This is a genomic window from Streptomyces endophyticus (assembly GCF_035798155.1).
Lineage (GTDB): Bacteria > Actinomycetota > Actinomycetes > Streptomycetales > Streptomycetaceae > Streptomyces > Streptomyces endophyticus.
The window spans coordinates 1-19,755 of sequence record NZ_JAOZYC010000202.1 but is presented as its reverse complement, the minus strand read 5'-3'; the positions used below and the strand labels follow the sequence as shown (position 1 = coordinate 19,755).

Below are 19,755 nucleotides of genomic sequence, written 5' to 3'. Positions count from 1 at the left end.
TCAGATCACTCCGTTCGACTTGAGCAGGTGCAACTCTTCGTCCCCGAGGCCGAGTTCACCGATGAAGACCTCCGCGTTGTGCTCGCCGAGCAGCGGGGAGGAGGTGACGTCGACGGGGGAGTCGGAGAGCTTGAGAGGGGAACCGACGGTCTTGAAGGAGCCGCGTCCCGAGTGCGGCACTTCGACGACCATCTCGTTGGCCACCAGCGACTCGTCCTCGATGATCTCCTTGGTGGAGAGGATCGGGCCGCAGGGGATGTTGTGGGCGTTGAGCTTGTCCAGGACCTCCCACTTGGGAAGCGTCGAGGACCACTCCTCGATCAGCTGGAACATCTTGTTGAGCTTCGGCAGCCGCGCTTCGGGCGTGGCCCAGTCGGCGTCCTCGGCCAGTTCGGGCCGCCCGATCAACTCGGTGAGCGGCTTCCAGCCCACCGGCTGGACGATGACGTAGACGTAGTCGTTGGGGCCGCCGGGTGCGCACTTGACGGCCCAGCCGGGCTGTCCGCCACCGGAGGCGTTGCCGGAACGCGGGACCTCGTCGCCGAAGTCCTCGTTCGGGTACTCGGCCAACGGGCCGTGTGCCAGGCGCTGTTGGTCGCGCAGCTTCACGCGGCACAGGTTGAGGACCGCGTGCTGCATGGCGACGTTGACGCGCTGCCCGCGTCCGGTGTTCTCGCGCTGGAAGAGGGCGGCGAGGATGCCGGCGACGGTGTGGATGCCGGTGCCGGAGTCGCCGATCTGCGCGCCGGTCGCCAGCGGTGGTCCGTCCTCGAAGCCGGTGGTGGCCATCGAGCCGCCCATGGCCTGGGCCACGACCTCGTACGCCTTGAAGTTGGTGTACGGACCGTCGCCGAAGCCCTTGATGGAGGCGTAGATGATCCGGGGGTTGATCTCCTGGATGCGGTCCCAGGTGAAGCCCATCCGGTCGACGGCGCCGGGGCCGAAGTTCTCCACCAGCACGTCGGAGCGGCGGATCAGTTCGGTCAGCAGCTCCTTGCCGCGCTCTGTCTTGGTGTTCAGGGTGATGCTCCGCTTGTTGCAGTTGAGCATCGTGAAGTAGAGGGAGTCGACGTCCGGGATGTCACGCAGTTGCTTGCGTGTGATGTCACCGGTCGGCGCCTCCAGCTTGACGACGTCCGCACCCAGCCACGCCAGCATCTGCGTGGCGGATGGGCCTGACTGGACATGGGTCATGTCCAGGACGCGCACACCCTCGAGTGCCTTGGTCACGAACGACTCACCTCGCTACTGGTCCACGGTCGGTCAACCGGCGCCTCGTACATTGCATACAGTCGCCGAATACTGTATGAAAACTGGTATCCCGCATTGAGTGGGTGGTGTCCAGGGGGCGTGCAGCACTTTTCCTTTCCGTAGCCGAATCAGGGGCTGAAGCAGGAACTGAGACAGGAGCCGCAAATGGACCTGTACGAACACCAAGCGAGGGACCTGTTCGCGGAGCACGGCATCCCCGTCCCGCGGGCCGAGGTCACCGAATCCGCCAAGGAGGCACGCGAGTTCGCGCGCCGCCTCGGCGGCCGCGTCGTCGTCAAGGCGCAGGTCAAGACGGGCGGGCGCGGCAAGGCGGGCGGAGTCAAGCTCGCCGCCGACCCGGCCGCCGCCGAACTGACGGCGCGCCAGATCCTCGGCATGGACATCAAGGGCCACACCGTACGAAGGGTGATGCTGGCCCAACCCGTCGACATCGAAGCCGAGTTCTACGTCTCCTACGTCCTCGACCGCGCGGCCGGCACCTTCCTCGCCATCGCCTCCGCCGAGGGCGGCATGGAGATCGAGGAGGTCGCCGCCACCCGGCCCGAGGCCGTGGCCCGGATCCCCATCGACCCGGCCGTCGGCGTCACCTCGGCCGTCGGGGCGCGCATCGCCGAGGCGGCGGGACTGCCGCCGCAGACCGTCGACGTCCTCGTACGCCTGTGGGACGTCCTCACCCGCGAGGACGCGCTGCTCGTCGAGGTGAACCCGCTCGTGCGCACCACGCAGGGGCAGATCCTCGCGCTCGACGGCAAGGTCACCCTCGACGACAACGCCCGTTTCCGCAACGCCCGTTGGGGCGAACAGGAGGCCACGCACGAGGAGCCGCTGGAGGCCAGGGCGGCGGCCAAGGGGCTCAACTACGTGAAGCTCGACGGCGAGGTCGGCATCATCGGCAACGGCGCCGGACTCGTCATGTCCACCCTCGACGTGGTCGCGGGCTGCGGCGCGAAGCCCGCCAACTTCCTCGACATCGGCGGCGGCGCCTCCGCCCAGATCATGGCGGACGGGCTCGACGTCATCCTCTCCGACCCGGCCGTGAAGTCCGTCTTCGTCAACGTCTTCGGCGGCATCACCGCCTGCGACGCGGTCGCCGACGGCATCGTCCAGGCCCTGGAGCACGTCCAGCTGACCAAGCCGCTCGTCGTCCGCCTCGACGGCAACAACGCCGCGCGCGGCCGGGCCATCCTCGAAGAGCGCGCGCACCCGTTGGTCGACCAGGCCACCACCATGGACGGCGCCGCCCGCCAGGCCGCCGAACTCGCCCTCGTCGGCAATCCCCTTTAAGGAGCCGGGACATGGCCATCTATCTGACCCAGGAGAGCAAGGTTCTCGTCCAGGGCATGACCGGCGCCGAGGGCATGAAACACACTCGCCGCATGCTCCAGGCGGGCACGAACATCGTCGGCGGCGTCAACCCCCGCAAGGCCGGGCGCAGCATCGACCTCGAAGGACGCGACGTCCCGGTCTTCGGCGGCGTCGCCGAGGGCATGGCGGCCACCGGAGCCGATGTCACCGTCGTCTTCGTGCCGCCCGCCTTCGCCAAGGACGCCGTGATCGAGGCGGCCGACGCGGGCATCCCGCTCGCCGTCGTCATCACGGAGGGCATCCCGGTGCACGACGCCGTGACCTTCCAGGCGTACGCGAAGCGGCAGGGCACCCGCGTCATCGGCCCCAACTGCCCGGGGCTCATCTCGCCCGGCGCCTCGAACGCGGGCATCATCCCGGCCGACATCACCAAGCCGGGCCGCATCGGACTCGTCTCCAAGTCCGGCACCCTCACCTACCAACTCATGTACGAGCTGCGCGACATCGGCTTCTCGACGTGTGTGGGCATCGGCGGCGACCCCGTCATCGGCACCACCCACATCGACTGTCTCGAAGCGTTCGAGGCCGACCCCGAGACCGAACTCATCGTCCTCATCGGGGAGATCGGCGGCGACGCCGAGGAACGCGCCGCGGCGCATATCCGCGAGCACGTGACCAAGCCCGTCGTCGGCTACATCGCCGGATTCACCGCGCCCGAGGGCAAGACGATGGGCCACGCCGGCGCCATCGTCTCCGGCTCCTCGGGTACCGCAGCGGCCAAGAAGGAGGCCCTGGAGGCGGTCGGCGTCCGCGTCGGCGCCACGCCGACGGAGACGGCCCGACTCGTCCTGGACCGCCTCGCCGACAGGCAGTGACGCTTCTCATAGACGCCAACTGGCCATCTACGTAAGCCTCTTGGCATACGGGAGGTGTCCGCTGGGCACCTCCCGTCCACAGCACCACCAGCCATTCAATGCCCCGCCCCGACTGTGCACCGTGAGCGGAGACCAAAGACCATGGCAACCACCCTCAAAGCGAACACCTCCTGGTCCGACGCCTGGCAGCGCTGCCTCGCCGTCGCCCCCGAGGCCTTCCGTGACGACCGCGTCCTGAACCTGTGGAACGGCGCCTGGCAGGCCGACGGCCGGGCCCTGCCCGCCACAAGCCCCGTCGACGGCAGCCCCATCGCGGGCCCGCCGCGCCTCGACGCCGACACGGCCCACCAGGCCGTCCGCGCCTCCCTCGACCAGCACCGCGCCTGGCGGCACATCCCCCTCCCCGAGCGGCGCGCCCGCGTCGCCGCGACCCTCGACGCACTCACCCAGCACCGCGAACTCCTCGCCCTGCTCCTGGTCTGGGAGATCGGCAAGCCGTGGCGGCTCGCGCAGGCCGACGTGGACCGCGCCATCGACGGCGTGCGCTGGTACGTCGACGGCATCGACGAGATCCTCGGCGAGCGCACCCCGCTGGCCGGGCCCGTGTCGAACATCGCCAGCTGGAACTACCCGATGAGCGTGCTCGTGCACGCCATGCTGGTCCAGGCGCTGGCCGGCAACGCGGTCATCGCCAAGACACCGACCGACGGCGGCGTCTCGTGTCTCACCCTGGCCTGCGCCCTGGCCGCCCGTGAGGGTATCCCGGTCACGCTCGTCAGCGGCAGTGGCGGGCAGCTCTCCGAGGCGCTCGTGCGGGCGCCGGAGATCGGCTGCGTGTCCTTCGTCGGCGGCCGGGACACCGGTGCCGAGGTCGCCACCGACGTCGCCGACCTCGGCAAGCGGCACATCCTGGAGCAGGAGGGCCTCAACACCTGGGGCATCTGGAACTTCACCGACTGGGACAAGCTGACGGCCGCCGTCCCGAAGCTCTTCGACTACGGGAAGCAGCGCTGCACCGCCTACCCGCGGTTCGTCGTGCAGCGCGAGGCCTTCGACGACTTCCTCGCCGCCTACCTGCCCGCCGTACGCACCCTGCGCGTCGGCCACCCGCTGGCCGTCGAGCACCCCGAAGACCCGTACCCGGCACTGGACTTCGGGCCGCTGATCAACGCCGCGAAGGCGAAGGAGCTGCACGACCAGGTCGCGGAGGCGATCGACCGCGGGGCCGTCCCGCTGCACCGCTCCACGGCGGACCCGGAGCTGTTCCTGCCGGGCCAGGACACCAGCGCGTACGTCCATCCGGTGACGCTGCTCGGCCCGCCGCCGTCCTCGCCGCTGCACCACGCCGAGCCGTTCGGCCCGGTCGACACCATCGTGCTCGTCGACACGGAGGCGGAACTCCTCGCGGCGATGAACGCGTCCAACGGTGCCCTCGTCGCCACCCTCTCCACCGACGACGAGGCGACCTACGAGCGTCTCGCGCCGCAGATCCGGGCGTTCAAGGTCGGCCACGGCAAGCCGCGTTCGCGCGGAGACCGGGACGAGCTGTTCGGCGGGTTCGGGGCGTCGTGGCGCGGCGCGTTCGTGGGCGGCGAACTCCTGGTCCGCGCGGTCACCGAAGGCCCGTCGGGGGAGCGGCTGCCGGGCAACTTCCCGGATTACCACCTGATGCCCTGACGCAGCTGCGGCGGGGTCCCGCGCGGCGCAGGGGGCGCTCCCCGCCGCACGTGGACCCCGCCGCCGTGCCGCGGGGCGAGTTGCTGCTCGCCCCGCGCACACGATGTGTCGACGGGATATTGTGTACAGGCTGGGATTGCCCTCGGCAAGAACTACGACAATCCCCATGCAGGAAGCGTGGGTTGAGACACCGTGGACGCAGGACGGAAGGGGCCCCGATGTTGCCGACCGCAGGACTGCCGCAGGGGGCGGTGCCCAGGCTGGACCGGCCGGGACCGCTGCGCGAGCGGGTCTACGGCGCGCTGCTCGAACTCATCATCAACCGCACCCTGCCGCCGGGCGCACACCTCGTCGAGACGGAACTCGCGGCGCAGCTGGGGGTCTCGCGGCAGCCCGTACGGGAGGCGCTGCAGCGGCTCAGCACCGAGGGGTGGGTCGATCTGCGGCCCGCACAGGGCGCGTTCGTGCACGTGCCGACCGAGGACGAGGCGGACCAGCTCCTGAAGGTCCGTCAGCTCCTGGAGACCGAGGCGGTGCGGCTCGCCGCGGCGAAGGCCGATGCCGTGGCCGTCGCCGCGCTGGAGGAGCTGTGCGAGGCGGGGGAGCGGGCGGTCGCGGCGGACGACGTGGAGGCGGCGGTCGCGCTCAACGCGCAACTGCACGGCGCCGTCATGGAGTTGGCGGCCAATGAGGTCCTCGCCGAACTGGCCGCGCAGGTCGACCGCCGGGTGCGCTGGTACTACACGCCGGTGGCGCGGCAGCGCGGCCACCAGTCCTGGGCGGAGCACCGCGAGCTGATCGCGGCGCTCGCGGACCGGGACGAGCGCCGGGCGGCGGACGTCATGCGCGCGCACACCGAGCACACACGCACGTCGTACCACCAGCGGGCCAGGTAGCCGCCCATGCCTCCGGGGGTGGGCGAATACTGTCCCCGACGATTGCATACAGTCGACGAATACTGTATGAAGAGTGGTATCTGCGACGACCTTCTAACTCCGAACGGACAAGCGAGAGGTGGGGTGTCGAATCATGACCAAGGCTCTTGAGGGCGTGCGTGTCCTCGACATGACGCACGTTCAGTCGGGCCCGTCCGCAACGCAGTTGCTGGCGTGGCTGGGTGCGGACGTCGTCAAGCTGGAGGCGCCGACCGGTGACATCACACGCAAGCAACTGCGTGACATCCCGGACGCCGACTCCCTCTACTTCACGATGCTCAACTCCAATAAGCGGAGCATCACCCTGAACACCAAGAGCGCCCGCGGCAAGGAGATCCTCACGGAGCTGATCCGCCGCTCGGACGTCATGGTGGAGAACTTCGGCCCCGGCGCCGTGGACCGGATGGGCTTCACCTGGGACCGCATCCAGGAGATCAACCCCCGGATCATCTACGCCTCGATCAAGGGCTTCGGCGACGGTCCGTACACCAACTTCAAGGCGTACGAGGTGGTGGCCCAGGCCATGGGCGGCTCCATGGCGACCACCGGCTTCGAGGACGGACCGCCGACGGCCACGGGCGCGCAGATCGGCGACTCGGGGACAGGGATCCACACGGTCGCCGGCATTCTGGCGGCGCTCTTCCAGCGCGAGAGCACCGGGCGCGGGCAGCGCGTCAACGTCGCCATGCAGCACGCCGTGCTGAACCTGTGCCGCGTGAAGCTGCGCGACCAACAGCGCCTGACGCACGGCCCGTTGGCCGAGTACCCGAACGAGGACTTCGGCGACGAGGTCCCCCGCTCGGGCAACGCCTCCGGCGGCGGGCAGCCCGGCTGGGCCGTCAAGTGCGCACCCGGCGGCCCCAACGACTACGTCTACGTCATCGTCCAGCCGGTGGGCTGGAAGCCGCTCACCGAGTTGATCGGGCGGCCCGAACTGGCCGAGGACGCCGACTGGGCCACGCCCGAAGCGCGGCTGCCGAAGCTCAACAAGATGTTCCAGCTGATCGAGGAGTGGTCCTCGACGCTTCCCAAGTGGGAGGTCCTGGACAAGCTCAACGCCCACAACATCCCCTGCGGCCCGATCCTCTCCACCAAGGAGATCATCGAGGACCCATCCCTTGTGGCCAACGACATGGTCGTCGAGGTCGAGCACCCCCAGCGCGGCACGTACACGACGGTCGGCAACCCGCTCAAGCTCTCCGACTCGCCGACCACCATCTCCGGCTCCCCGCTCCTGGGCGAGCACAACAGTGACATCTACGCCGACGAACTCGGCCTGGACAAGGCGGAGTTGGCGCAGCTCGCCGAACAGGGCGTCATCTGAGATGGACGGCACCGTGGTCGACCGCCTCGTCGAGGCGAACGAACGGTACGCCGCCGCGTTCACCGATCCCGGCATGGACGCCCGCCCGGTCCTTGAGGTGGCCGTCGTCGCCTGCATGGACGCCAGGATCGACCTGCACGCCGCGCTCGGCCTGGAACTCGGCGACTGTCACACCGTCCGCAACGCGGGCGGTGTGGTCACCGACGACACCATCCGCTCGCTGGCCATCAGCCAGCGGGCGCTCGGCACCCGCAGCGTGGTGCTGATCCACCACACCGGATGCGGCCTCGAATCGCTGAGCGAGGACTTCCGGCAGGAGCTGGAGCGCGAGGTCGGACAGCGGCCGACGTGGGCGGTGGAGGGCTTCACCGACGTCGACCAGGACGTGCGGCAGTCCCTGCGCAAGGTGCGCACATCCCCCTTCCTGCCGCACACCGACGACGTCCGCGGATTCGTCTTCGACGTACGGACGGGGCGGTTGCGGGAGATCAAGGCGCAATAGGCGGCTTCCAACTCAGCGCCACATCAGTGCAGTTCATGCATCGCTTCATATATCGCTCACGAGGGGGTCGCCCCGTGTCGTACCGCACCGCACTCGATCACGTCCTGACCGGCGCCGTCGCATCCGGCGGCGAACCGGCCCGCACACAAGGCAGATTTCCCCGGTCCGGCGTCACCGCGCTCGGCCGCGCCGGCCTGCTCGGCCTCACCGTCGCCCCCGAACTAGGCGGCGGTGGGTGGGGGTTGGCCGAGGCCGTCGATGTCGTGGCCAGCGTCGCGCGCGTCTGCCCGGCCGCCGCGACCGTGCTCCGCTCGCACTACGCGGCGGTGGCCGTCGTCGAGGCGTACGGCGGCGCCTGGGTGCGCGCCGAGATCGCCGCCGGACGCCATCTGTGCTCGCTCGCCCTGGAGGAGGACGGGCCGCAGGCGGCGGCGCGCCGCACCGGCGAGGTCGTCACCCTGCGCGGCCGCAAGCGCCAAGTGGTCGCCGCGGGCGAGGCCGACAGCTACCTCTGGTCGAGCGGACCGTCCGAGGCCGGGCAGGGAGGGAGCAGTCTGTGGCTGGTCCCGGCCCACGCTCCCGACCTGTACGTGCCGGCCCGGGCGGCAGGCCCCGGGCCGAGCGGCAGCGCGACCTCGACGGTCTGCGCCGACCCCGTGCGCGTACCCGCCTCCGCCCTGCTCGGGGAGGACGGGGGCGGCGAGGGGCTGGTGCGGGATCTCGTGCTGCCGTGGCTGACCGAACTGGCCGCCGCGACGGACCAGGAGCCCGTGCTCGTGGCCTCGTGAACATCGGCCCGGTGTACGGAAGTCGGTCGATCGACTCCGCTCGATTTCGTCCCGCTCCTTTACACCGGGCTTCTGTATACAGAAGTCTGTATGGGGTAGTGCTGGGGTCTCTGGCACCCGCGCCGGAGGCCCGCATGACGGAAGGCGGAGCGATCATGACGACCAGCGGGACGGACGTGTCGGTCGAGAGCGTGGTCAGGAGGGCGGCGTCCGCGCACCGCGGCGAACGCGGCGCACTGCTGCCCGTACTCCACGCCGTACAGGCCGAGTTGGGGTGCGTGCCGCAGGATGCGATCCCTGTCCTCGCCGACGAGTTCAACCTCTCGCGGGCCGACGTGCACGGAGTGGTGACCTTCTACCACGACTTCCGCGGCGAGCCCGCGGGCCGCTCGACCGTCCGCATCTGCTGCGCCGAGGCCTGCCAGGCCCTGGGCGCCGACCGCCTACTGAGCCACGTACGGGAGTCGGGCCTGGCGGTCGGCGAGACGAGCGCCGACGGCAGTGTCACCGTCGAGCAGGTCTTCTGTCTCGGCAACTGCGCGCTCGGTCCCTCGGTGGAGGCGAACGGGCGGCTGCACGGGCGCGTGACCCCGGCCCGGCTCGGCGCGATCCTCAACGGGACGGTGTGAGAGGTGACTTCCGACAAGGTGGCTTCCGGCAAGGTGACTTCCGGCAACATGACGACTGTTTACGTTCCGCGTGACGCGGCGGCCCGCTCCGTCGGCGCCGACGAGGTGGCGCAGCAGCTCCAACTCGCCGCGATCGAGGGCGAGATCGGCGTCGACGTGATCCGCAACGGCTCACGCGGACTGCTCTGGCTCGAACCCCTCGTCGAGGTCGTGACCCCCGAGGGCCGCATCGGCTACGGCCCGGTCACCCCCGACGACGTCCCCGACCTCCTCGCCGCCGGAATGCTCGACGGCGCCGACCACCCGCTGCGGCTCGGCCTGGTCGACCAACTCCCGTGGCTGGCGCGGCAGAACCGCGTCACCTTCGCACGCGTCGGCATCACCGACCCGCTCTCGCCCGAGGACTACGAGGCCCACGGCGGCCTGCAAGGGCTGCGCGCGGCCCTGGAGATGACGCCCGCCGACGTCGTCACCGAGGTCACCGACTCGGGTCTTCGCGGCCGCGGCGGCGCCGGCTTCCCGGCGGGCATCAAATGGAAGACGGTGCTCGACTGCGAGGGAGAGGACGCCGACCTCAAGTTCATCTGCTGCAACGCCGACGAGGGCGACAGCGGCACCTTCGCCGACCGCATGGTCATGGAGGGCGACCCGTTCCTCCTCATCGAGGGCATGACGATCGCCGCCCACGCCGTCGGCGCGCGCGAGGGCTACATATACATCCGCTCCGAGTACCCCGATGCCATCGCCACGATGGGCGCCGCGATCGACATCGCGCGCGGGCGCGGCTGGCTCGGCGCGGGCGTCCTCGGCTCGTCGCTCGACTTCGACCTGCACATCCGCGTCGGCGCAGGCGCGTACATCTGCGGCGAGGAGACCTCCATGCTGGAGAGCCTGGAGGGCAAGCGCGGCATGGTCCGCGCGAAACCTCCGATCCCCGCCATCGAGGGCCTGTTCGGCAAACCGACCGTCGTCAACAACGTCCTCACCCTCACCACCGTCCCCGTCGTCCTCGCCGACGGCGCCAAGGCGTACCAGGACCTCGGCGTCGGCCGCTCCCGCGGCACGCAGGTCTTCCAGCTCGCCGGCAACATCAAGCGCGGCGGCATCGTCGAGACCGCCTTCGGCATCACCCTGCGCGAGCTGATCGAGGACTACGGCGGCGGCACGCTCAGCGGCCGCCCCGTGCGCGCCGTACAGGTGGGCGGGCCGCTCGGCGCGTATCTGCCGGAGGCGCAGTTCGACCTCCCGATGGACTACGAGGCCCTCGCGGAGGGCGGGGCCATGCTCGGGCACGGCGGCGTGGTCGTCTTCGACGACACCGTCGACATGGCGGCGCAGGCCCGCTTCGCGATGGAGTTCTGCGCCGAGGAGTCCTGCGGCAAGTGCACGCCCTGCCGGGTCGGTTCGGTGCGCGGCGTCGAGGTCATCGACCGGATCGTCGCCGGTGAGCAGCGGGACGAGAATCTCGCGCTGCTCGAGGACCTGTGCGAGCTGATGACCGATGGTTCACTGTGTGCCATGGGCGGTCTGACACCGATGCCCGTACGCAGCGCCCTCGCGCACTTCGCCGACGACTTCGTCGAACGCGGCGACCGTCGGCTCCTGGAGATCCACCCCGTACAGCGGGGCAACACTCGAACGGAGGGCCAGGCATGACGCTTCTGAAGGAACCCGACTTCGGCACTCCGGAACGCCCCGGAGCGGCCACGGTCTCGGTGGAGATCGACGGACAACAGGTGACCGTCCCCGAGGGCACGTCCGTCATGCGGGCCGCCGCCGAAGCCGGCATCGACGTACCGAAACTGTGCGCCACCGACAGCCTGGAGGCCTTCGGCTCCTGCCGGCTGTGCGTCGTCGAGATCGACGGCCGGCGCGGCACCCCGGCGTCCTGCACGACACCGTGCGCGGACGGCATGTCGGTGAAGACGCAGACCCCGAAGGTGGAGAAGCTCCGCCAGGGCGTCATGGAGCTGTACATCTCCGACCACCCGCTCGACTGCCTCACCTGCCCCGCCAATGGTGACTGCGAACTCCAGGACATGGCGGGCGTGGTGGGCCTGCGCCAGGTCCGCTACGGCTACGAGGGTGCCAACCACCTCGACGCCGAGAAGGACACCTCCAACCCGTACTTCGACTTCGACCCGTCCAAGTGCATCGCCTGCTCGCGCTGCGTGCGCGCCTGCGACGAGGTGCAGGGCACGTTCGCGCTGACCATCGAGGGCCGCGGCTTCGAGTCAAAGGTGTCGGCGGGCGCGGGGGAGTCGTTCATGGACTCCGAGTGCGTGTCCTGCGGCTCCTGCGTCCAGGCCTGCCCGACGTCAACTCTCCAGGAGAAGTCGGTAGTTGACCTCGGCATGCCGACGCGCTCCGTGATCACCACATGCGCGTACTGCGGTGTCGGATGCTCGTTCAAGGCCGAGCTGCGCGGCGACGAACTCGTCCGCATGGTGCCCCACAAGGACGGTGGCGCCAACGAGGGCCACTCCTGCGTCAAGGGCCGCTTCGCCTTCGGCTACGCCACCCACCCCGACCGCAAGCTCAAGCCCATGGTCCGCGACAGGATCACGGACCCCTGGCGCGAGGTCGAGTGGGACGAGGCGATCGGCACCGTCGCACGCCGCTTCCGCGAGATCCAGGGCCGGTACGGCTCGGGCGCGATCGGCGCGATCTCCTCGTCACGCTGCACCAACGAAGAGGTCTACGTCGTCCAGAAGATGGTCCGCGCGGCCTTCGGCAACAACAACATCGACACCTGCGCCCGCGTCTGCCACTCGCCCACCGGCTACGGCCTCAAGCAGACCTTCGGCGAATCGGCCGGCACCCAGGACTTCCGCTCCGTCGCCGAGGCCGACGTCATCGTCGTCATCGGCGCCAACCCCACCGACGGACACCCGGTGTTCGCGTCGCGGATGAAGCGCCGCCTGCGCGAGGGCGCCGAGCTGATCGTCGTCGACCCGCGCCGCATCGACCTGGTGCGCTCCCCGCACATCGAGGCGCGGCACCACCTCCAGCTGCGCCCCAGCACGAACGTCGCCGTCGTCAACGCGATGGCACACGTCGTCGTCACCGAGGGCCTCACCGACGAGAACTTCGTCGCGGAGCGCTGCGAGGGGTACGAGGAGTGGGCCGAGTTCGTGGCCCGCCCCGAGAACAGCCCCGAGGCCACCGAGGAGGTCAGCGGCGTCCCCGCATCCGAACTCCGCGCGGCGGCCCGCCTCTACGCGTCCGCGGACAACGGCGCGATCTACTACGGCCTCGGTGTCACCGAGCACAGCCAGGGTTCCACCATGGTCATGGGAATGGCCAACCTGGCGATGGCCTGCGGAAACATCGGCCGCGACGGCGTAGGTGTGAACCCGCTGCGCGGCCAGAACAACGTCCAGGGCTCCTGCGACATGGGCTCCTTCCCGCACGAGCTGCCCGGCTACCGGCACATCTCCGACGACGCGGTGCGCGGCGTCTTCGAGAACCTGTGGGGCTCCGCGCTGCTGCCCGAGCCGGGCCTGCGCATCCCCAACATGTTCGACGCGGCGATCGACGGAGACTTCCGCGGCCTGTTCGTGCACGGCGAGGACATCGCCCAGTCGGACCCGAACCTCCAGCACGTCACGGCGGCCCTCGAAGCCATGGAACTCGTCGTGGTCCAGGACCTGTTCCTCAACGAGACGGCGAAGTACGCCCACGTCTTCCTGCCCGGCGCCTCCTTCCTGGAGAAGGACGGCACGTTCACCAACGCCGAACGGCGCGTCAACCGAGTGCGGTCGGTGATGCCGCCCAAGGCAGGCAAGCACGAGTGGCAGATCGTGTGCGAGATCGCCACCGCCATGGGCTACGCCATGGACTACGACCACCCGTCGCAGATCATGGACGAGATCGCGTCGGTCACCCCGACCTTCGCGGGTGTCTCCTTCGACCTCATCGACAAGCTCGGCAGCATCCAGTGGCCGTGCAACGAAGAGGCCCCCGAGGGCACACCCACCATGCACGTCGACGCGTTCACGCGCGGCAAGGGCAAGTTCGTGGTCACCTCCTACGTACCGACCAACGAACGCAGCACCCGCCGCTTCCCGCTGGTCCTCACCACCGGGCGCATCCTCAGCCAGTACAACGTCGGCGCGCAGACCCGCCGCACCGGAAACGTCGCCTGGCACCCCGAGGACATCCTGGAGGTGCACCCGCACGACGCGGAGGAGCGCGGCATCACCGACGGCGACCTCGTCACACTCTCCAGCCGCGTCGGTGCGACGACGCTGCACGCGCAGATCTCCGACCGGATGCCACCGGGCGTCGTCTACACCACCTTCCACCACCCGGTGACGGGCGCGAACGTGGTGACGACGGAGAACTCCGACTGGGCGACCAACTGCCCGGAGTACAAGGTGACGGCGGTGCAGGTGGGTCTCGCGCCGAAGGCCGAGGCCGAGGCCGAGGCCGCTCGCGAGGCGGCGGACGAACTCGTCACGGTGGTGGACTGACATGGCACACACCATCCCGGCGGAACGCCGCATGGCGAACGACATCGCCGCACACCAGGGCCACCTTCCGGGTGCGGCGGCGGCCGAGGCGATCGCCGGACACCTCACCCGGTTCTGGGACCCGAGGATGCGGGAGCGGCTCTACGCGCTCGTGGACGACGGAGCGGAAGGACTCGACCCGCTCGTGGTCGCGGCCGTGAAGCTCATGCGCTGACACCGTCCTCCCGGCCACCTTCCCAGCGGCCGCCGCGCGACAGGGCACGCGCGGCGGCCGCGCCCACTCGTACCCAGTGATTCCCCATGTCGTCCGTTCCGTGTGCTGTGCGGCGCGCGGTCGGTGACATGTGCGTACCTCCACACCCTCGAATCCAGGAGGCACCACGATGAAGATCGCAGTTGTCGGCGCCGGAGCCATCGGCGCGTACGTGGGCGCGGCCCTGCACCGCGGCGGCGCGGAAGTGCACCTCGTCGCCCGCAGGGATCATCTGCGCGCCATCCAGGCCGAGGGCGTCCGCGTGCTCAGCCCGCGCGGGGACTTCACCGCCCACCCGCACGCCACGGACGACCCGAACGAGATCGGCCCCGTGGACTACGTGTTCCTCGGCCTCAAGGCCCACTCGTACCCGTCGTGCGGCTCGCTCGTCGCGCCGCTGCTCGGCGAGCACACCGCGCTCGTGGCCGGGCAGAACGGCATCCCGTGGTGGTACTTCCACCGGCTCACCGGCCCGTACGAGGGCCGCCGCATCGAGGCGGTCGACCCGGGCGGCGCGACGAGCAAGGTGCTGCCGCCCGAGCGCGCGATCGGCTGCGTGGTCTACCCCGCGACGGTCATCGAATCCCCGGGCGTCATACGGCACTTGGAGGGCACGCGGTTCTCCATCGGCGAGCCGGACGGCAGTGTCTCGCGGCGCTGCACGGAGCTGAGCGAGGCCATGGTCGCGGGCGGCCTCAAGTGCCCCGTCGAGCGGAACCTGCGCGACGACATCTGGATCAAGCTCATGGGCAACGCGGCCTTCAACCCGATCAGCGCGCTGACCCGGGCCACCATGGTCGACATGTGCCGGCACCCGCTGACACGCACCATGGTCGCCCGCGTCATGGAGGAGATCCTCGACATCGCGGCCCGGGTCGGCTCGACGCCCGAGATCTCCATCGAGAAGCGGCTGCGCGGCGCCGAGGGCGTGGGCGCGCACAAGACATCCATGCTCCAGGACCTGGAAGCGGGCAAACAGCTGGAGCTGGACGCGATCGTCACGGCGGTCGTGGAAATGGCCGACATCACCGGCGCCGAGGCACCCACCCTGCGTGCGATCCACGCGTCGACCGACCTATTGGCACGGACCGTGCTGCCGTAGCACGCTACGGATGAAGATCACGTGGCAGAGGAGACGTACATGCTGTTCCGGCAGTTGGAGTACTTCGTGGCGGTGGCGCGCGAGCGGCACTTCGCACGCGCCGCCGAGTCCTGCTACGTCTCCCAGCCCGCGCTCTCGGCGGCGATAGCCAAGCTGGAGCGCGAACTGAACGTCACGCTGATCAACCGCGGCCACAACTACCAGGGCCTCACCCCGGAGGGCGAGCGCCTGGTGGTGTGGGCGAAACGGATCCTCGCGGAGCAGGACGCGTTCAAGGCCGAGGTCGCCGCCGTCCAGTCGGGCATCACGGGCACCCTTCGCCTGGGCACCGACCCCACGGCGTCCACGACCCTCGCCCTCCCGGTGGGCGCCTTCTGCTCGGCGCACCCCCTGGCGAAGGTCCAGGTCCGCTCCCGCCTGTCCACGAAGGAACTCCACCGCCAGCTCCGCGACTTCGAACTCGACGTGGCGATCGCCCACTTCGACCCGGACGACCAGGAGGGCCTGCAAGTGGTCCCCCTCTACCAGGAGCGCTACATGCTCCTCGTCTCGGACGACCAGTTCAAATCCCCTACGGACAGCCTCACTTGGGCGGACGCGGCGCAACTCCCCCTGGCGCTGCTGACGCCCGACATGCGTATCCGCCAGATCATCGACAAGGTCTTCGCGAACAAGGGCCTGGAGGTCACCCCCCAGGTCGAGACCGACTCCATCGCGTCCCTGTACGCACATGTGGGTGGCGGGGACTGGGCCAGCGTCGTGCCGCACACCTGGCTGCGCGCGATGCCGGTGGCCGGCCGCACGCGAGCGCTCCCGCTGACCGACCCGGAGACCGGCGCCCAGGTCTCGGTGGCGATCCACGCGGGAACACCGGGTTCGGTGGCGGCACGGGCATTCGTGAGCGCGGCGACGGCACTGAACCTGGACGCGGTGTTCGACCAGAGGATTCCGGCACAGGCGACACATTCCTGAGCCCTGCGCAAATCAAGCCCCGCTTTTGGGACGAGAGCCAGCGGGGTCCGGGGCGGAGCCCCGTGACGTCCACTCACCCGTACCGCTCCCGTACGGCCAACCGATCCAACCCACCCTGCGCCGTCCTCGGCAACGCAGCCACAAGAACCACCCGGTCCGGCACCGCGACCGCCGCCAACCGCCCCCGGCAGTACCGCAGAATCTCCGAAGGGCTCACGCACTCCTCGCCCCGCACAACCACCGCGGCATCGACCCGGTCCGCCACGGCGAACACCGCCGCCTCGGCCACCGACGGGCACCCGGCGAGCACATCCTCCACGTACTCCGGAGAAATCGTCCGCCCCCGCCGCACGATGAGGCTCTCGATGCGCCCGGCGAGGGACAGGTACCCGTCCTCGTCGAGCCACCCGAGGTCCCGCGTGCGCAACCACCCATCACCCCCACCGGCCACGGAGGGCCCCCGCACCCACACCTCCCCCCGCACCCCGGCCGGACACACCCGCCCGTCCTGGCCGACGATGCGCAACCCCACCCCCGTCGCCCGCCCCACCGTGCCGTGCTTGAGCGGCCCGCGCTCCGGCAGCGGCTCGCTGGCGATCTGGTGCGCGGCCTCGGTCATCCCGTACGCCGACAGCAGTGGCGCGCCGAACATCCGCTCAAGCGCCCGCTGCGACGCGGCGTTGAGCGGCGCACCGCAACTGCGCACGAACCGCAGCGGCGGCGGCGCGTCCAGATCGGCCGCCTCCGACGAGCGGTCGAGCAGCGCCTCGTGGATCGTCGGCACCGCCGTGAACCAACTCGCCCCCGCCGCCCGCAGATCCGCCCAGAACGTCCCGGCCGAGAACCGCCCGCCCGCGGGCAGCAGTACCCGCCCGCCGCTGGCCAGCGTGGACAGGAGCGAGGCGAACAGCCCGTGCCCGTGGAAGAACGGCATGACGGCGACGGTCGCGTCCTCGGGCCCCAACGCGTAGGTGGCACAGACGTTGTGGACGGACGCCGCCACATTGGCGTGCGTGAGCGGCACCCCGCGGGCACGCCCCGTGGCGCCCGCCGTGAACAGGACGAGCGCGTGGTCCGGCCGCATCCGACGCGAGGCTCCCGCGCCCACCTCAACGGCGGCGAGCCCGTCGGTGCCGAGCACGGCCCGAGCCCCCAACCCGTCGATACGCGCCCGCAGTTCGGCCTCCGGCAGTGCGGGATCCAGGGGAGCGGCGACGACCCCCGCGCGGGCGGCGCCGAGCAGCGCGCCCACGAACTCGGCGGTGTTCCCCAGCGCGAGCCCGAGCACGTCACCGGCCCGCAGCCCCGCGGCGGCGAACCGCCCCGCCATCCGGTCCGCGAGCGCGTCCAACGCCTCGTACGACAGGGGCACCCGCTCGTCGCCGACGAGGAGCGCGGGGGAGTGCGGCCGCGCACGCGCTTGCCGGTCGAGGAGATCGGCGAGCCCCGTGACGGTCAGGGCCGACGTGGCCATGCCTTCCACCTCCCCTCCTCAGCGAGCGTGCGGTTCAGTGACCGCGCACGTCCAATACGCACTCACGAACACCCGATAGCAATCGCTTATGAAGACCCAAAGCCCGTCCCCAGCAGGGGATTTGGCACGCGCTTGACTCTCGATAGACGTCAGTTATCGCTTGGAAGCCGATGGGTCTTGGACGGGCCGCCGCACCCTGTCGAAGGTGAGAACAGGAGCCGCACGGCAGGACCGTCCAAGGAGGAACCCGGATCATGACCGCTGACTCGACCGCTGACCAAACCGCCGAGGCCGCGGCAGGAGCCGATGCGCCGGCCGAGCTCACCGACGGCTACCACCTCGTCGTCGACGCCCTGAAGAAGAACGACGTCGACACCATCTACGGACTCGTGGGCATCCCCGTCACCGACCTGGCCCGCCTCGCGCAGGCCGAGGGCATCCGCTACATCGGCTTCCGCCACGAGTCCAACGCGGGCCACGCCGCCGCGATCGCCGGCTACCTCACCAAGAAGCCCGGCATCGCGCTGACGGTCTCGGCCCCCGGCTTCCTCAACGGCCTGGTGGCTCTCGCCAACGCCACCACCAACTGTTTCCCGATGGTCCAGATCTCCGGCTCCAGCGAGCGCCACCTCGTCGACCTCAAACAGGGCGACTACGAGGAGATGGACCAACTCGCCGCGGCCCAGCCCTTCGTCAAGGCCGCCTACCGCGTCAGCCGCGTCGAGGACATCGGCCGCGGCATCGCCCGCGCCCTGCGCACCGCGGTCTCCGGCCGCCCCGGCGGCGTCTACCTCGACATCCCGGCGGCGGTCCTCGGCGCGGTCATGGACAAGGAAGCGGGCGAGCGGACCCTCTCCCGCCTGGTCGACCCGGCACCGCGCCAGCTGCCCGCCCCGGAGGCGGTGGACCGCGCGATCGACCTCCTGGAGAACGCGGAGCGCCCGCTGATCGTCCTCGGCAAGGGCGCCGCGTACGCGCAGGCAGACGACAAGATCCGGGGCCTCATCGAGACGACGGGCATCCCGTACGTACCGATGTCGATGGCGAAGGGCCTGCTCCGCGACGACCACCCGCAGTCGGCGGCGACGGCCCGCTCCCTCGCCCTGAAGAAGGCCGACGTCGTCATGCTGGTCGGCGCCCGCCTGAACTGGCTGCTCAACCACGGCGAGCGCGGCTGGAACCCGGACGCCAAGTTCATCCAGATCGACATCGAGTCGAGCGAGATGGACTCCAACCAGCCGATCGCGGCTCCCCTCGTCGGGGACATCGAATCGGTCCTGGACCAGCTCGCCGACCGCACCAAGCCCGGCCAGATCTCGGCGCCCACGGCCTGGCGCGAGGAGCTCGGCGACCGCTCCGCCCAGAACGTCGCCAAGATGGCGAAGCGTCTGGAGGCCGACCCGCACCCCATGCAGTTCATGGGCGCGCTCAAGGCGGTCCGCGACGTCGTCCACCAGCACCCGGAGACGTACATCGTCAACGAGGGCGCCAACACCCTCGACATCGCCCGCAACGTCATCGACATGCACCACCCGCGCCGCCGTCTCGACTCCGGCACCTGGGGCGTCATGGGCATCGGCATGGGCTACGCGATCGCGGCCGCGGTCGAGAGCGGCGGAGCGCCCGTCGTCGCCATCGAGGGCGACAGCGCCTTCGGCTTCAGCGGCATGGAGCTGGAGACGATCTGCCGCTACAACCTCCCCGTCGTCACCGTGATCATGAACAACGGCGGCGTCTACAAGGGCGACGAGACCATCGCGGGCCTTCCCGCCCCCACCACCCTCATGAGCGCCGCCCGCCACGACCGGATGATCGAGTCCTTCGGCGGCAAGGGCTACCGGGCCACCACCCCCGCCGAGGTCACGGCGGCCCTCACCGAGGCGATCGCCTCCGGCGGTCCGGCGCTCATCGACTGTGTGATCGACCCGTCGGCCGGCACGGAGAGCGGCCACATCGCCCACCTGAACCCGAAGGGCATCGGCATCAAGAAGTAACCCTCCGTGTCCGAGAGCGCACCGATACGCAGGTGAAAGCCACTCCGAAACCTTGGTATTGTTGAGGTGTCGCCGCGGGGAACGCCCCGCCATGCGGCGCTCACCTTGTCCGGGTGGCGGAATGGCAGACGCGCTAGCTTGAGGTGCTAGTGCCCTTTATCGGGCGTGGGGGTTCAAG

At 70.2% G+C, this 19,755-nt stretch carries 16 protein-coding genes; 14 read left to right on the top strand and 2 right to left on the bottom strand.

All coding sequences use genetic code 11. From position 1 onward, the window contains the following. Positions 1–1,230 carry a formyl-CoA transferase gene (gene frc, locus OKJ99_RS41065; RefSeq protein WP_326023663.1) on the bottom strand — a complete coding sequence of 410 codons (1,230 nt, stop codon included), beginning with the start codon at positions 1,228–1,230 and terminating at the stop codon, positions 1–3. A gap of 168 nt (positions 1,231–1,398) precedes the next feature. On the opposite strand from frc (OKJ99_RS41065), the gene sucC reads away from it, so the two are divergent. The 13 genes from sucC (at position 1,399) to OKJ99_RS41000 (ending at position 16,109) form a co-directional block, all read left to right on the top strand. After that, complete coding sequence (gene sucC, locus OKJ99_RS41060) at positions 1,399–2,556, top strand: ADP-forming succinate--CoA ligase subunit beta (RefSeq protein ID WP_326023679.1); 1,158 nt, start codon at positions 1,399–1,401, stop codon at positions 2,554–2,556. 11 nt (positions 2,557–2,567) lie between these two features. Further along, complete coding sequence (gene sucD / locus OKJ99_RS41055) at positions 2,568–3,452, top strand: succinate--CoA ligase subunit alpha (RefSeq protein ID WP_326023662.1); 885 nt, start codon at positions 2,568–2,570, stop codon at positions 3,450–3,452. Between the two features lie 141 nt (positions 3,453–3,593). Beyond that, positions 3,594–5,129, top strand: a complete 1,536-nt coding sequence (locus tag OKJ99_RS41050; RefSeq protein ID WP_326023661.1) for an aldehyde dehydrogenase family protein — start codon at positions 3,594–3,596, stop codon at positions 5,127–5,129. Positions 5,130–5,350: 221 nt separating this feature from the next. Next, positions 5,351–6,025, top strand: coding sequence for a GntR family transcriptional regulator (locus tag OKJ99_RS41045; RefSeq protein WP_407700870.1), 675 nt, complete (start codon positions 5,351–5,353; stop codon positions 6,023–6,025). A gap of 133 nt (positions 6,026–6,158) precedes the next feature. Then, complete coding sequence (frc, locus tag OKJ99_RS41040; RefSeq protein WP_326023659.1) at positions 6,159–7,388, top strand: formyl-CoA transferase; 1,230 nt, start codon at positions 6,159–6,161, stop codon at positions 7,386–7,388. 1 nt (position 7,389) lies between these two features. Then, positions 7,390–7,890, top strand: coding sequence for a beta-class carbonic anhydrase (locus tag OKJ99_RS41035; protein ID WP_326023657.1), 501 nt, complete (start codon positions 7,390–7,392; stop codon positions 7,888–7,890). 74 nt (positions 7,891–7,964) lie between these two features. Beyond that, positions 7,965–8,678, top strand: a complete 714-nt coding sequence (locus OKJ99_RS41030; protein ID WP_326023656.1) for an acyl-CoA dehydrogenase family protein — start codon at positions 7,965–7,967, stop codon at positions 8,676–8,678. Positions 8,679–8,812: 134 nt separating this feature from the next. Continuing rightward, complete coding sequence (locus OKJ99_RS41025) at positions 8,813–9,307, top strand: NAD(P)H-dependent oxidoreductase subunit E (protein WP_326023654.1); 495 nt, start codon at positions 8,813–8,815, stop codon at positions 9,305–9,307. Between the two features lie 48 nt (positions 9,308–9,355). Then, positions 9,356–10,963: a formate dehydrogenase beta subunit gene (locus OKJ99_RS41020; protein ID WP_326023653.1), complete on the top strand. Its 1,608-nt coding sequence runs from the start codon at positions 9,356–9,358 to the stop codon at positions 10,961–10,963. After that, positions 10,960–13,782 (top strand): formate dehydrogenase subunit alpha, encoded by a 2,823-nt coding sequence (fdhF, locus tag OKJ99_RS41015; protein ID WP_326023652.1) that lies wholly within the window; start codon positions 10,960–10,962, stop codon positions 13,780–13,782. Before OKJ99_RS41020 ends, fdhF begins: the two co-directional genes overlap by 4 nt. A 1-nt stretch (position 13,783) precedes the next feature. Then, positions 13,784–13,996 (top strand): formate dehydrogenase subunit delta, encoded by a 213-nt coding sequence (locus tag OKJ99_RS41010; protein WP_326023651.1) that lies wholly within the window; start codon positions 13,784–13,786, stop codon positions 13,994–13,996. Positions 13,997–14,165: 169 nt separating this feature from the next. Next, entirely contained in the window at positions 14,166–15,137 is a 972-nt protein-coding gene (locus tag OKJ99_RS41005; protein ID WP_326023650.1) for a 2-dehydropantoate 2-reductase, read from the top strand. A gap of 39 nt (positions 15,138–15,176) precedes the next feature. Next, positions 15,177–16,109, top strand: a complete 933-nt coding sequence (locus OKJ99_RS41000) for a LysR family transcriptional regulator (protein ID WP_407700869.1) — start codon at positions 15,177–15,179, stop codon at positions 16,107–16,109. 73 nt (positions 16,110–16,182) lie between these two features. Here the strand turns inward: OKJ99_RS41000 and OKJ99_RS40995 are convergent, their stop codons facing one another. Then, positions 16,183–17,583, bottom strand: a complete 1,401-nt coding sequence (locus tag OKJ99_RS40995; RefSeq protein ID WP_326023648.1) for an AMP-binding protein — start codon at positions 17,581–17,583, stop codon at positions 16,183–16,185. 254 nt (positions 17,584–17,837) lie between these two features. Between OKJ99_RS40995 and oxc the strand changes: the two genes are divergently transcribed. Continuing rightward, a complete protein-coding gene (gene oxc, locus OKJ99_RS40990) occupies positions 17,838–19,577 on the top strand; it encodes an oxalyl-CoA decarboxylase (RefSeq protein ID WP_326023646.1) in 1,740 nt (579 codons plus the stop codon). The last annotated feature ends 178 nt before the right edge of the window (positions 19,578–19,755 follow it).

Bases quoted from the DNA above. Each gene is read 5' to 3' on its own strand.
- OKJ99_RS41035 (WP_326023657.1), top strand. From the start codon at position 7,390: ATGGACGGCACCGTGGTCGACCGCCTCGTCGAGGCGAACGAACGGTAC.
- fdhF (WP_326023652.1), top strand. From the start codon at position 10,960: ATGACGCTTCTGAAGGAACCCGACTTCGGCACTCCGGAACGCCCCGGA.
- oxc (WP_326023646.1), top strand. From the start codon at position 17,838: ATGACCGCTGACTCGACCGCTGACCAAACCGCCGAGGCCGCGGCAGGA.
- sucD (WP_326023662.1), top strand. From the start codon at position 2,568: ATGGCCATCTATCTGACCCAGGAGAGCAAGGTTCTCGTCCAGGGCATG.
- OKJ99_RS41005 (WP_326023650.1), top strand. From the start codon at position 14,166: ATGAAGATCGCAGTTGTCGGCGCCGGAGCCATCGGCGCGTACGTGGGC.
- OKJ99_RS41050 (WP_326023661.1), top strand. From the start codon at position 3,594: ATGGCAACCACCCTCAAAGCGAACACCTCCTGGTCCGACGCCTGGCAG.
- OKJ99_RS41020 (WP_326023653.1), top strand. From the start codon at position 9,356: ATGACGACTGTTTACGTTCCGCGTGACGCGGCGGCCCGCTCCGTCGGC.
- OKJ99_RS40995 (WP_326023648.1), bottom strand. From the start codon at position 17,583: ATGGCCACGTCGGCCCTGACCGTCACGGGGCTCGCCGATCTCCTCGAC.
- OKJ99_RS41010 (WP_326023651.1), top strand. From the start codon at position 13,784: ATGGCACACACCATCCCGGCGGAACGCCGCATGGCGAACGACATCGCC.
- OKJ99_RS41025 (WP_326023654.1), top strand. From the start codon at position 8,813: ATGACGGAAGGCGGAGCGATCATGACGACCAGCGGGACGGACGTGTCG.
- frc (WP_326023659.1), top strand. From the start codon at position 6,159: ATGACCAAGGCTCTTGAGGGCGTGCGTGTCCTCGACATGACGCACGTT.
- OKJ99_RS41000 (WP_407700869.1), top strand. From the start codon at position 15,177: ATGCTGTTCCGGCAGTTGGAGTACTTCGTGGCGGTGGCGCGCGAGCGG.